This window comes from Microbacterium sp. NPDC086615, from assembly GCF_040686055.1.
GTDB lineage: Bacteria > Actinomycetota > Actinomycetes > Actinomycetales > Microbacteriaceae > Microbacterium.
In genome coordinates this window covers 1-11882 of the sequence record NZ_JBFBJJ010000024.1, presented here as the reverse complement: position 1 = coordinate 11882, position 11882 = coordinate 1, and the positions used below count along the sequence as shown (strand labels likewise).

General features: G+C 68.8%; 11 protein-coding genes. 6 read left to right on the top strand and 5 right to left on the bottom strand.

Translation table 11 applies throughout. From position 1 onward, the window contains the following. Nucleotides 1-49: 49 nt before the first annotated feature. The 4 genes from AB0O24_RS17130 to zapE form a co-directional block, all read right to left on the bottom strand. On the bottom strand, nucleotides 50-565 hold the full coding sequence (locus tag AB0O24_RS17130; protein WP_363376617.1) for an ASCH domain-containing protein: 516 nt from the start codon (nucleotides 563-565) through the stop codon (nucleotides 50-52). 22 nt (nucleotides 566-587) lie between these two features. Continuing rightward, nucleotides 588-1097, bottom strand: coding sequence for a type II toxin-antitoxin system PemK/MazF family toxin (locus AB0O24_RS17125; RefSeq protein WP_275801212.1), 510 nt, complete (start codon nucleotides 1095-1097; stop codon nucleotides 588-590). Between the two features lie 123 nt (nucleotides 1098-1220). After that, the gene (locus AB0O24_RS17120) at nucleotides 1221-2495 is read right to left on the bottom strand and encodes an ammonium transporter (RefSeq protein WP_058595677.1); all 1275 of its coding nucleotides are present in this window, start codon (nucleotides 2493-2495) and stop codon (nucleotides 1221-1223) included. Between the two features lie 169 nt (nucleotides 2496-2664). Next, entirely contained in the window at nucleotides 2665-3702 is a 1038-nt protein-coding gene (gene zapE / locus AB0O24_RS17115) for a cell division protein ZapE (RefSeq protein WP_363376615.1), read from the bottom strand. A gap of 120 nt (nucleotides 3703-3822) precedes the next feature. Here zapE and AB0O24_RS17110 point away from each other — a divergent pair, with 120 nt between their 5' ends. Next, nucleotides 3823-4725, top strand: coding sequence for a sulfurtransferase (locus AB0O24_RS17110; protein ID WP_058595675.1), 903 nt, complete (start codon nucleotides 3823-3825; stop codon nucleotides 4723-4725). 34 nt (nucleotides 4726-4759) lie between these two features. After that, entirely contained in the window at nucleotides 4760-5200 is a 441-nt protein-coding gene (locus tag AB0O24_RS17105) for a SufE family protein (protein WP_275801209.1), read from the top strand. Nucleotides 5201-5228: 28 nt separating this feature from the next. Here the strand turns inward: AB0O24_RS17105 and AB0O24_RS17100 are convergent, their stop codons facing one another. Continuing rightward, nucleotides 5229-6464: an alpha/beta fold hydrolase gene (locus tag AB0O24_RS17100; RefSeq protein WP_363376612.1), complete on the bottom strand. Its 1236-nt coding sequence runs from the start codon at nucleotides 6462-6464 to the stop codon at nucleotides 5229-5231. A 19-nt stretch (nucleotides 6465-6483) separates the two neighbouring features. Between AB0O24_RS17100 and AB0O24_RS17095 the strand changes: the two genes are divergently transcribed. The 4 genes from AB0O24_RS17095 (at nucleotide 6484) to AB0O24_RS17080 (ending at nucleotide 11684) form a co-directional block, all read left to right on the top strand. Continuing rightward, nucleotides 6484-7080, top strand: a complete 597-nt coding sequence (locus AB0O24_RS17095) for a DUF3000 domain-containing protein (RefSeq protein ID WP_081317253.1) — start codon at nucleotides 6484-6486, stop codon at nucleotides 7078-7080. Beyond that, the gene (locus AB0O24_RS17090; RefSeq protein ID WP_275801205.1) at nucleotides 7073-8269 is read left to right on the top strand and encodes an HRDC domain-containing protein; all 1197 of its coding nucleotides are present in this window, start codon (nucleotides 7073-7075) and stop codon (nucleotides 8267-8269) included. The genes AB0O24_RS17095 and AB0O24_RS17090 overlap by 8 nt, the downstream gene beginning before the upstream one ends. Before the next feature lie 71 nt (nucleotides 8270-8340). Next, nucleotides 8341-9549 carry a thiolase family protein gene (locus AB0O24_RS17085; protein ID WP_275801203.1) on the top strand — a complete coding sequence of 403 codons (1209 nt, stop codon included), beginning with the start codon at nucleotides 8341-8343 and terminating at the stop codon, nucleotides 9547-9549. After that, a complete protein-coding gene (locus AB0O24_RS17080; protein ID WP_363376609.1) occupies nucleotides 9546-11684 on the top strand; it encodes a 3-hydroxyacyl-CoA dehydrogenase NAD-binding domain-containing protein in 2139 nt (712 codons plus the stop codon). The genes AB0O24_RS17085 and AB0O24_RS17080 overlap by 4 nt, the downstream gene beginning before the upstream one ends. The last annotated feature ends 198 nt before the right edge of the window (nucleotides 11685-11882 follow it).

Below are 11882 nucleotides of genomic sequence, written 5' to 3'. Positions count from 1 at the left end.
TCTCGCGGTTCGCCCAGGGCCTCCGCGCGCTCCGCGACGACGCGGTCGATCAGTGCCCGCCGTCCCTGTGCTCCGGCGGCCACGCCACCGTGAAGCGCTCGAACACGATCTCGTCGTCCTTCTCCGACCACTCCCGCCCGAGCGCTGCGGAGATACGCGTCCAGTATCGACGATGCTCCTCCCGCCAGCTCTCGAGGGACCGGTCGTCCTCGCCCTCGTCGAACGCGAATCGCGCGTCCGCGCTCTCGAAGACGCCCAGACGCATCTCGGTCGTCCGCAGGATGGCTCGGGGCGCGCCTCGGCCGTCGCAGGCGATCCAGTGCGATCCGATGCGCGGGAGGGGTTGTCCCTCGGCGATGTACTCCGCCACGAGCGACGAGGTCGCACGCTTCTCCCCCTCGAGAACGTGCGCGAGCAACTCGTCGGCCAGTCTCTCGGAGTCACCGAAGTGCTCGACGGTGTACTCGGGGCAGGCGGCGACGGCGTCGGGATGGGCGTCGGCGTACTGCTGCCACATCCGAGCCGCGGCGGCGGTGTCGACGACGATGGGTGAAATGGTGCTCATTCACCCATCCTGACAGCCGTGGTCAGCCGCGCTTCCACCCGTAGCGGGCTGTCAGCGCGGCCGCGACCGTGTCGAAGCGCCCCCGATCCAGGGCTGCGGCTTCTCGACGCATGCCGGCATCGTGCACGAGGTACAGCTGCTCGATGTCGACCCACGAGGGACGCCGCTGCGGGTCCCACTCCCCCGTGCCGAGGGACAGGTACTGCCGATCGCCGTCGTGCGGCTTGCTGGTCAGCCGTACGGCGTACGAGCGGGTGGCATCCGCCCGTCCGATGACGAGGACGGGACGATCCTTGCCTTGCCCGTCGCGCTCTTCGTACGGCACCCACGTCCAGACGATCTCTCCCCCGTCCGGCGCATTGTCGCGCTGCGGAGCGTACGAGATCGTGAGGCGGCGCGGCGGCTCGATTTCGAGCGTCTGGGCGTCGGCTGGCGCCGTGACGGCTCGTGCGGGCGCAGAGGCCGGCCTGGCCGGTGCCGTCGAGCGGAACATCCCGAGGAAAGCCGACACGAGACGAGAGGTGGTTCCCATTCCCCCACCCTAGGCATCCGCGGACTCGAATCCGACGGAGCGCAGCGCACGGCAGCGCGGGGCGAAAACGAGAGACGGGGCGCCACCGACGAATCGGTGACGCCCCGTCCGGGGTGAGGATGCTCAGGCGCGAGCGTCGGTCAGGACGTAGCCCTCTTCACCGTGAACCACGGTGTCGATACCGGCGATCTCGTCCTCGTTCTTGACGCGGAAGCCGATCGTCTTCTCGATCGCGAAGCCGATGACGAAGGCGAGAACGAACGAGTACACCAGGACTGCGAGGGCGGCGATCGCCTGCACCAGCAGCTGGTTCAGCGAGCCGCTGTAGATGAGGCCGGTGGTGTTGGCGAAGATGCCGAGGTACAGCGTTCCGAGCAGACCGCCGACGAGGTGGATGCCGACCACGTCGAGCGAGTCGTCGAAGCCGAGCTTGAACTTCAGCTCGATCGCGAGGGCGCAGACGGCACCGGCGACGAGACCCAGCACGATGGCCCAGATCGGCGTCAGTGCGGCGCACGCCGGGGTGATCGCGACGAGACCGGCGACGGCGCCCGACGCGGCACCCACGGAGGTGGGCTTGCCGTCCTTGATCTTCTCGACGATCAGCCAGCTGAGCAGGGCTGCTGCGGGAGCGGCGATCGTGTTGACGAAGGCCAGGGCGGCGGTGCCGTCAGCGGCGAGCTCGGAGCCCGCGTTGAAGCCGAACCAGCCGAACCACAGCAGACCGGCGCCCAGGAGCACGAACGGCGGGTTGTGGGGGACGTGGGCGCCCTTCTGGAAGCCGACGCGCTTGCCGAGGACCAGAGCGAGGGCGAGGGCGGCGGCACCGGCGTTGATGTGGACCGCGGTACCACCGGCGAAGTCGATCGCACCGACGCCGAACACGTCCTGCATACCGTGGGTGATCCAGCCGCCGTAGGAGAACGAGCCGTCCTCGGCGAGACCGAAGTTGAAAACCCAGCTGGCGACGGGGAAGTAGACGACCGTCGACCACACGAAGGCGAAGATCATCCAGGCGCCGAACTTGGCGCGATCGGCGATGGCGCCCGAAACCAGGGCGACGGTGATGATGGCGAAGGTGGCCTGGAAGGCGACGAAGGCCAGCGGCGGGTACGCGGCGCCCTCAGGCGTCTCGAGGACGCTGGCGAGACCGAACTCGTTCCAGTCGATCATCCAGGGAAGCTGGGTGACGCCGGCGTCGGTCGCCGGGAAGGCGATCGCGTAGCCGTAGAGCACCCACAGCACGCCGATCAGGCCCATCGCGCCGAAGCTCATCATCATCATGCTGATAACGCTCTTGGCCTTGACGAGACCGCCGTAGAAGAATGCGAGTCCTGGCGTCATGAGCAGCACGAGGGCGGCTGCTAGCAGGATGAATGCGGTGTTGCCTTGATCCATCTCGGAGGAAACCTCTCTGCAGGGACGCAGGTGTAGCGTCGGGTCCCCCCAGTGTTCCCAGCCCCGGTTTCCATCTCCGTTCGAGAGGTGTTACGGGGACGTTACGGAGATCGGCCTCACGTAAACATCGCGTTTCGCGCGGCCGAGAGGCGCAGATGAGGACGCTGGATCACGAGTGTGTAAGGGCGACGAGCCGCGACGTGGCGCGCAAGTACTTCTTGCGGTACCCGCCCGCGAGCATCTCGTCGCTGAAGACCGTGTTCAGCGGGACGCCGGTTGCCCGGATCGGGATCTGCGCGTCGTACGCGCGGTCGATGAACGCGACCAGACGGAGGGCGGCCGACTGGTCGTGCAGAACCTGCACGTCGCGCAGCCCGATCGTGTCGACCCCGTCGATCAGTCGGATGAAACGCGAGGGGTGCACGCGGGCCAGGTGACCGACGAGGTCGGAGAACGCATCATCGGATGCCACTCCGGCTGAGGCCGCGGCATCCATCGCCTGACGGTACTCGTCGTCGCCGAGCACCTTCGCCTCGCCGTCGATCGCACGCTGACGGAAGTCGGTCCCGTCGATGCGGATGGTCCGGAAGCTGTCCGCCATCGACTGGATCTCGCGCAGGAAGTCCTGCGCCACGAAGCGTCCCTCGCCGAGGGCGTTGGGCGGGGTGTTCGACGTCGCCGCCAGACGGGTTCCGGATGCCACGAGCTCCCCGAGCAGTCGCGTCATGACCATCGTGTCGCCCGGGTCGTCGAGCTCGAACTCGTCGATGCAGAGAAGATCGCTCCCGCGGAACAGTTCCACGGCCTTGGCGTAGCCGAGCACGCCGACGAGTGCGGTGTATTCGATGAACGATCCGAAGTACTTCCGGCGGGCCGGCATCGCGTGGTAGATCGACGCGAGCAGGTGCGTCTTGCCGACGCCGAAGCCGCCGTCGAGGTAGACCCCGGGCTTGACCGGCGCGACCTTCTCGGCGCGACGGAAGAACCCGCCCTTCTTCGCCGGGCTCGACTGCTTTCCGGCGAACGCCTGAAGGAGTTCTTTGGCCTCCTGCTGCGAGGGGTAGGCATCGTCGGCCCGATACGACTCGAAGGTCGCGCCGTCGAACTGCGGCGGCGGGACGAGGGCGTTCACCATCTCGGCACCGGTGACGGCGGGCTCGCGCTCCGTCAGGTGGATGAGGCCGGTCGTGGCGGGAGTGGAGGTCATGGCCGTCCTGTGTCCGAGTCTTACGGGATGGGTGCGTGCCCCATGCCGCGGATCTAGGGTCGATGGTGCGGTGTCCACCCTATGCCGCCGCACCCCCTGCCCCGACCGAGGAGATCTCCCGTGACCGTCGAGTTCGACACCAGCTCCCCCAAGTTCGCCGACTACGCCGAGCCCGGCCGTCTCGTGACCGGCGAGTGGCTCGAGCAGCGGCTCGGGCAACCGGGTCTGGTCGTCGTCGAGTCCGATGAGGACGTGCTCCTCTACGAGACCGGGCACATCCCCGGTGCGGTCAAGGTCGACTGGCACACCGAGCTCAATGATCCCGTCGTGCGCGACTACCTCGACGGCGAGGGCTTCGCGAAGCTGCTGAGCAAGAAGGGCATCGCGCGCGACGACACGGTTGTCATCTACGGCGACAAGAACAACTGGTGGGCCGCGTACGCGCTGTGGGTGTTCTCGCTCTTCGGGCACGAAGACGTTCGCCTCCTCGACGGCGGCCGCGACAAGTGGATCGCCGAGGGGCGCCCTCTCACGACCGAGCCGACCACCCGCGAGCCGGTCGAGTACCCGATCGTCGAGCGCGACGACGCATTGATCCGCGCTTACAAGGACGACGTGCTCGCGCACCTCGGCAACCCGCTCATCGATGTGCGCTCCCCCGAGGAGTACTCGGGCGAGCGCACCTCCGCTCCGGCGTACCCCGAAGAGGGGGCTCTCCGCGCGGGTCACATCCCGAGCGCCCAGAGCGTGCCGTGGGCCAAGGCCGTCGCCGAAGACGGCGGCTTCAAGTCGCGCGAAGAGCTGGATGCCATCTACCGCGACGGCGCGGGCCTGAAGGACGGCGACAAGATCGTGGCGTACTGCCGCATCGGCGAGCGCTCGAGTCACACCTGGTTCGTGCTGAAGCACCTCCTCGGCTTCGAGGACGTCCGCAACTACGACGGCTCGTGGACCGAGTGGGGCAGCGCCGTGCGTGTGCCGATCGTCTCGGGATCGGAGCCCGGCGAGGTGCCCTCGCGCTGAGCCCGGCGTTCGCGGGCGTGGGAGGATGACGGAGATGTCCGAGAACACCCTCCCCGCCCGCCTGGCCGAGATCCGCGACGAGTTCCTCGAGCTCGACGAGCCCGACCGGCTGCAGCTCCTGCTGGAGTTCTCGCAGGAGCTCCCCGCGGTGCCGGCCGAGTACGCCGATCACCCCGAGCTGCAGGAGCGGGTGGCAGAGTGCCAGTCGCCGGTGTACATCATCGTCACGGTCGACGACGCTGATCGCGTCGCGATGCACGCCACGGCACCCGCCGAGGCCCCGACGACGCGCGGTTTCGCGAGCATCCTGGCGCAGGGACTGACCGGGCTGTCGGCCGACGAGGTCCTCGCCGTTCCCGACGACTTCCCGCAGAGCATCGGCCTCACCCGAGCGGTCAGCCCGCTGCGGATCGCGGGCATGACGGGCATGCTCATGCGCGCGAAGCGTCAGGTCGCCGCCAAGCGGGGTGCCTGAACGCTGTGCCTGAGCACGGCGGCATCCGTCACTCTTCGGACGCGAGTCCCTGCCGCCGTACCCAGTCCTGGATCACGCGGGTGAAGCGCGTCTCGTCGTAGTTCCACAGCTTCGTGTGGCGCGCCACCTCGAACGTCTCCATCGTGACGAGGTCGGGGCGAGCCTCCGCGAGGGCGTGCGAAGCGTCGCTGGGCACGAAGCCGTCATCGTCGCTGTGGAGGATCAGGACCGGATGCCGCAGGTCGTCCGCGTGGGCGACACGGTCGAGACGGTCGAGGGGGATGGCCTCGCCGCGGACCAGGCGGGCACCCCAAGCGGAGTCGAGGATGCGCTCCGTCAGACCGAGGACCGGGCGGGGCAGCTTGAGGAGACGGCTCTGATAGCGCAGAACCGTGCGCCAGTCGACGACGGGTGATTCCAGGACGAGTCCCGCGATCAGGTCTCGATGCGTCGAGAAGGCTTCGGTCTGGAGGCACATCGCGCCGCCCATCGACCACCCCATGAGGATGACGCGTCGCGCCCCGTGCGCCGCGGCGTACTCGATCGCGGCATCGACGTCGCGCCACTCGGTCGCGCCGAGCGCGTAGGTGCCGCTCGCGCTCTGCGGCGCCTCCCCGTCGTTGCGGTACGACACCGCGAGAGCCGTGATACCGAGGGCGTGGAAGACCGGGATGGCGCGAAGCGTCTCGGCGCGCGTCGTCCCTCGACCGTGGACCTGGATGACCCAGACACCGGACCCCTCGTCGCTGGACTCCTCCCCGCCGGACTCCTCGTCGGCGGGGAACTCCCACGCGGGGCAGGCCCCGACGGGGGTCTCGATCTGCACCGACCGGTACGGCAGTCGGAGCTGATCGGGTTCGTCGTAGTACCAGCCGCTGAAAGCCGCCTCGGCGGCGATGCTGTCGTCGGCGGCGACCTGGGTGAGGAGTTTCCGGGTGACGGTTGCGCCGTCGTCGGCGACCACCGACCCCAGCCGCAGATAGTCGGTGGTTCCAACGGTGAAGAGCCCGTACCGTCCCGGTAGGGCGGTGTCATCGGTGCGGTCGAGCGTGACCGTCTGCGCGGCGGTGTCGAGCGAGACGATCCGCGTGTTGGGAACTCGACCCGCGGGTGTGATGACGGTACGAGCCATGCGGAGCGAGACGGCACTCAATGCGGTGAGGCTCGCCCCGAAGGCCATCGCGAGAGTCGCGATCCCCACGCGTGCGATCGATACGGTTCGTCGCGAGGGGCCGGGCCGCGCGGCGCGCCTGGGAGCGTTCATCGAGGCCTCACTCTAGTCTGTGGCCGTGACTGACCTGGGCTCACCCGAGGCGTCGACCCCTTTCGCCCGGGCGATGGAGGAGGTGCGCGCCGCCACGTTCCGTGACGATTTCGTCGTGCGCGAGATCCCCTCCCCTGCCGGCCTGGCGCCCCACTCCCTGGCGTTGGCGGGCGATGTCCGTCCGGAGGAACACTCGACCGACTCGCCTTTCGGCACGGGGCGTTTCATCCTGCTGCACGATCCGGACGAACCCGATGCGTGGGGCGGCGCGTGGCGCGTGGTGTGCTTCGCGCAGGCGCCGCTGGAGCCCGAGATCGGCATCGATCCCCTCCTCGCCCAAGTGGCGTGGTCGTGGCTCATCGATGCTCTCGACTCGCGCGGCGCCGAACGGCACTCCGAATCGGGCACCGCCACCAAGACCCTCTCGACCGGTTTCGGGGCCCTCGCGTCCCAGGGCGAGGGGTCGCAGATCGAACTTCGCGCGTCATGGTCGCCGCGTGGTCCCATCCGCCCCCATCTCGACGCGTGGGCGGAACTCGTGTGCATGCTGGCCGGCCTCCCCCCGGGGTCGGAGGGCGTCGCCGTCTTCGGAGCCCGGAGGCCCACCCGTGGTTGAGTACAACGTCATCGAGGATGCCGCCGGACTGGCGTCGGCATCCGATCGCCTCGCTGCGGGTACCGGTCCGGTCGCGGTCGACGTCGAGCGTGCATCGGGATTCCGCTACTCGCAGCGCGCGTACCTCATCCAGGTGTTCCGTCGGGAGGCGGGCGTCTTCCTCTTCGACCCGTCGACGATCGAGGACTTCTCGCCGCTGCAGGCCGCGATCGCAGACATCGAGTGGGTGTTCCACGCGGCCAGTCAGGACCTGCCGTCGCTGCGCGAGCGTGGTCTCGAGCCCCCGCGCATCTTCGACACCGAGCTGGGCGCGCGACTGCTCGGACACGAGCGCGTCGGTCTCGGCGCTGTCGTCGAGCAGACGCTGGGCATCACGTTGGCCAAGGCCCACTCGGCGGCGGACTGGTCGACCCGTCCACTCCCGGCATCCTGGCTCGAGTATGCCGCCCTCGACGTCGAGCACCTCATCGACGTCCGGGACGTGCTGGTGGCCGAGCTCGACGAGCAGCAGAAGACCGAGTTCGCGCGGCAGGAGTTCCAGGCCGTCCTCGACCGCCTGCCCAAGCCGCCGCGCGAAGACCCGTGGCGGCGTATGAGCGGGCTCCACACGGTGCGCGGTCGCCGAGCTCTCGCGGTGGCCCGTGCGCTCTGGTGGGCCCGCGAGGAGTACGCCCGCGAGCAGGACGTCGCCCCCGGCCGACTCGTGCCCGACCGCGCACTTGTGGCCGCCGTGCTCGCGGATCCCGCGAGCAAGCAGGCGCTCGCCGGCGTCAAGGAGTTCAACGGGCGGGCCAGCCGTACTCAGCTCGATCGGTGGTGGAACGCCATCGTGGCGGGCCGCGAAGACACCGAGTTGCCGCCGGACCGTGTCCCCAGCGACACGCTTCCGCCGCCCCGCGCGTGGGTCGATCGCAACCCCGAGGCCGATCGTCGTCTGAAGGCGGCGCGACCCGCCGTCGAGGCGCGCGCCGAAGAGTTGCGGATGCCGACCGAGAACCTCCTCACCCCCGAGACGCTTCGTCGGGTGGCCTGGGCTCCGCCCGCCGAGGTGACCGTCGAGACCATCGGGGCGGCTCTCGCCGAACTCGGTGCGCGACCCTGGCAGATTGACCAGACCGCACAGGTGATCGCGGATAGCTTTGTAGCTTCCCTCAAAGTCGACGACGACGGGTCTGGCGCGGATTCGTAGGTTCGGACAACCGATTCCTCGCGGGGAATCCGCCTTCCTAGGCTGGGGTCATCCCAAACTTTGGAGGCAGAGTGGCCGAGATGACGGACGTCTTCTTCGTCGACGGAATGCGCACCCCCTTCGGGCGCGCCGGCGAGAAGGGCATGTACTGGAACACCCGCGCGGACGACCTGGTCGTCAAAGCGATCATCGGGTTGATGGAGCGCAACGGCGACGTGCCGAAGGACCGCATCGACGACGTGGCGATCGCCGCGACGTCGCAGACCGGTGACCAGGGTTTGACCCTCGGTCGCACCGCGGCGATCCTCGCGGGGCTCCCGATGACGGTGCCGGGTCTCGCGGTCGAGCGCATGTGCGCCGGCGCCATGACCAGCGTCACCACGATGGGTGCCTCGATCGGCGTCGGCATGTACGACCTCGCTCTCGCGGGCGGCGTCGAGCACATGGGTCGTCACCCCATCGGGGGAAACGTCGACCCCAACCCGCGCTTCGTGGCCGAGAAGCTCGTCGACCCGGGCGCGCTCAACATGGGCGTGACGGCGGAGCGCATCCACGACCGGTTCCCGCACCTCACCAAGGAGCGCGCCGACCGCTACGGTGCAGCGAGCCAGCACAAGGTGCAGGCCGCCTACGAGGCCGGGAAGATCCAGCCCGACCTCGTGCCGGTGGCGGTGAAGGATGCCGACGGCGCCTGGGGTCTCGCGACCGAGGACGAGGGTCGCCGCCCCGAGACCACTGTCGAGGGTCTCGCGACGCTGAAGACGCCGTTCCGCCCGCACGGCCGCGTCACCGCCGGCACCTCGTCGCCCCTCACCGACGGCGCCACGATCAGCCTGCTCGCGGGTGCTGACGCCGTGAAGGAGTTCGGTCTCACCCCGAAGATGCGGATGGTGTCGTTCGCGTTCGCCGGCGTCGAGCCCGAGATCATGGGCATCGGCCCCATCCCCTCGACCGAGAAGGCCCTCAAGAAGGCCGGGCTCACGATCGACGACATCGGCCTGTTCGAGCTGAACGAGGCGTTCGCCATCCAGGTGATCTCGCTGCTCGATCACTTCGGCATCGCCGACGACGACCCGCGCGTTAACCCCTGGGGCGGTGCGATCGCCGTCGGCCACCCGCTCGCGGCATCCGGAGTCCGTCTCATGATCCAGCTCGCCGCGCAGTTCGCCGAGCGTCCCGACGTGCGCTACGGCCTCACCGCCATGTGCGTGGGCCTCGGCCAGGGCGGCTCCGTCATCTGGGAGAACCCGTTCTTCGACGGAAAGAAGAAGCGCAAGTGACCGACTACACCTCGATCGACTTCAGCCCTCTCGACGCTCTCACCGGTGACGAGGTGGTGACCCACTCCCCCGTCCGTGATGTGCGGCTGCCCTCGGGCAACGTCCTCGCTCTCATCACGCTCGACAACGGCCGCGACCACACGCGTCCGAACACGCTGGGGCCGGCGACGCTCGCCGATCTCGGCGAAACCCTCGCGACCCTGAAGCATCGTGCGGCGGCGGGCGAGATCCACGCCGTGGCGATCACCGGCAAGCAGTACATCCTCGCCGCCGGTGCCGACCTGTCCGACGTCGCCAAGCTGCCGTCGAAGGACGTCGCCCGTCTCATCGCGCAGCGCGGGCACCAGGTCATCGGCTCGCTGTCCGACCTCGGCGTCCCGTCGTTCGCGTTCGTCAACGGGCTCGCGTTGGGCGGCGGTCTCGAGATCGCGCTGAACTCGACGTACCGCACGGTCGACGCGTCGGCCGCGGCGATCGCGCTGCCCGAGGTGTTCCTCGGGATCATCCCCGGCTGGGGAGGCGCCTATCTGCTGCCGAACCTCATCGGCATCGAGAACGCGCTCGAGGTCGTCATCTCGAACCCGCTCAAGCAGAACCGCATGCTCAAGCCCCAGCAGGCGTTCGACCTGGGGATCATGGATGCCATCTTCCCGGCGGCCTCCTACCTGGAGGACTCGCTGCGGTGGGCGGACGGCGTGCTCACCGGTCGCGTCCGCGTCGAGCGCAAGAACGAGCCCGGCAAGCTCGAGCGCCTGACCAAGTGGCCGATCGCGATCAAGATGGCGCGCGGCATGCTCGAGTCCAAGATCGGCACCGTGCCCCGCTCTCCCTACGTCGCGCTCGACCTGCTCGACAAGGCCAAGAGCGGCACGAAGGCCGAGGGGTTCGCCCGCGAGGACGAGGCGCTTGCCGACCTCATCACGGGCGATCAGTTCGCGGCATCCATGTATGCCTTCGACCTCGTGCAGAAGCGCGCGAAGCGTCCGGTCGGGGCTCCCGACAAGGCCTTGGCGAAGAAGGTCACGAAGGTCGGTGTCATCGGCGCGGGACTCATGGCGTCGCAGTTCGCTCTGCTGTTCGTGCGGAAGCTGCGGGTGCCCGTCGTCATCACCGACCTCGACCAGGGTCGCGTCGACAAGGGCGTGGCATCCATCCGGGAGGAGATCGGCAAGCTCGAGGCGAAGGGCCGGCTCGACGGCGACACCGCCAACCAGCTGCGCGCCCTCGTGCACGGCACGACCGACCGCTCGGAGTTCGCGGACTGCGACTTCGTGATCGAGGCCGTGTTCGAAGAGGTCGGGGTCAAGCAAGAGGTGTTCTCGGCCATCGAGAAGATCGTCGCGGAAGACGCGATCCTCGCCACCAACACCTCGTCGCTCTCGGTCGCCGAGATCGGCTCGGTGCTGCAGAACCCGGAGCGGCTCGTCGGCTTCCACTTCTTCAACCCCGTCGCGGTCATGCCGCTCATCGAGGTCGTGAAGACGGATGCCACCTCCGACGCCGCCCTGTCGACGGCGTTCGTCGTCGCGAAGGGGCTCGGCAAGAACGCCGTGCTCACCGCCGACGCGCCCGGGTTCGTCGTGAACCGGCTGCTGGCCAAGGTCATGGGTGAGGCCGCGCGGGCGGTGTACGAGGGCACCCCGATCACGGTGGTGGAGAAGGCGTTCGCGCCGCTCGGGCTGCCGATGGGACCATTCCAGCTCATTGACCTGGTCGGCTGGAAAGTCGCGGCCCACGTACAGGACACCATGGCCGGCGCCTTCCCGGAGCGGTTCTTCGCGTCCGAGAACTTCCACGAGCTTGCGGCGCTCCCGGAGGTCGTCGAGAAGGACAAGGGCGGCCGCGTCACCGGCTGGACCAAGGCCGCACAGAAGGTTCTCGTCACCGGCAAGACGCCCGTCGCGCCCGAGACGATCCTCGCCCGCGTGCAGGACGGCCTCGCGCAGGAGATCAAGATCATGCTCGACGAGGGCGTAGTCCCCGAGGTGCAGGACATCGACCTGTGCCTCATCCTCGGCGCGGGCTGGCCCTTCATCGACGGCGGGGCCTCGCCCTACCTCGACCGCGAGGGGGCCTCGGAACGCGCCTTCGGCGACACGTTCCACCACCCGCCCATCCGCGGCATCGGAGCCTGAGGCGTTCTGTCACGACGGCGTCGTCCCCGCGGGGGCGGCGCCGTCGTCGTTCGTGCGGCCGTCACGAGGACAGGCTGAGCGACGAGGACAGGGTGTCTGCTGCGGCGGGGTCAACGGGTCAGTGCAACACCCTGATTGAGGGGTGTGGCGGTGTTCAGCGTTTTGCGGAGTGTGAAGCGGGAGTTCTGGCGAGGTATC

What these genes read in the sequence shown, in the direction of transcription:
- AB0O24_RS17130 (WP_363376617.1), bottom strand. Translation starts at nt 565, where the DNA reads ATGAGCACCATTTCACCCATCGTCGTCGACACCGCCGCCGCGGCTCGG.
- AB0O24_RS17125 (WP_275801212.1), bottom strand. Translation starts at nt 1,097, where the DNA reads ATGGGAACCACCTCTCGTCTCGTGTCGGCTTTCCTCGGGATGTTCCGC.
- AB0O24_RS17120 (WP_058595677.1), bottom strand. Translation starts at nt 2,495, where the DNA reads ATGGATCAAGGCAACACCGCATTCATCCTGCTAGCAGCCGCCCTCGTG.
- zapE (WP_363376615.1), bottom strand. Translation starts at nt 3,702, where the DNA reads ATGACCTCCACTCCCGCCACGACCGGCCTCATCCACCTGACGGAGCGC.
- AB0O24_RS17105 (WP_275801209.1), top strand. Translation starts at nt 4,760, where the DNA reads ATGTCCGAGAACACCCTCCCCGCCCGCCTGGCCGAGATCCGCGACGAG.
- AB0O24_RS17100 (WP_363376612.1), bottom strand. Translation starts at nt 6,464, where the DNA reads ATGAACGCTCCCAGGCGCGCCGCGCGGCCCGGCCCCTCGCGACGAACC.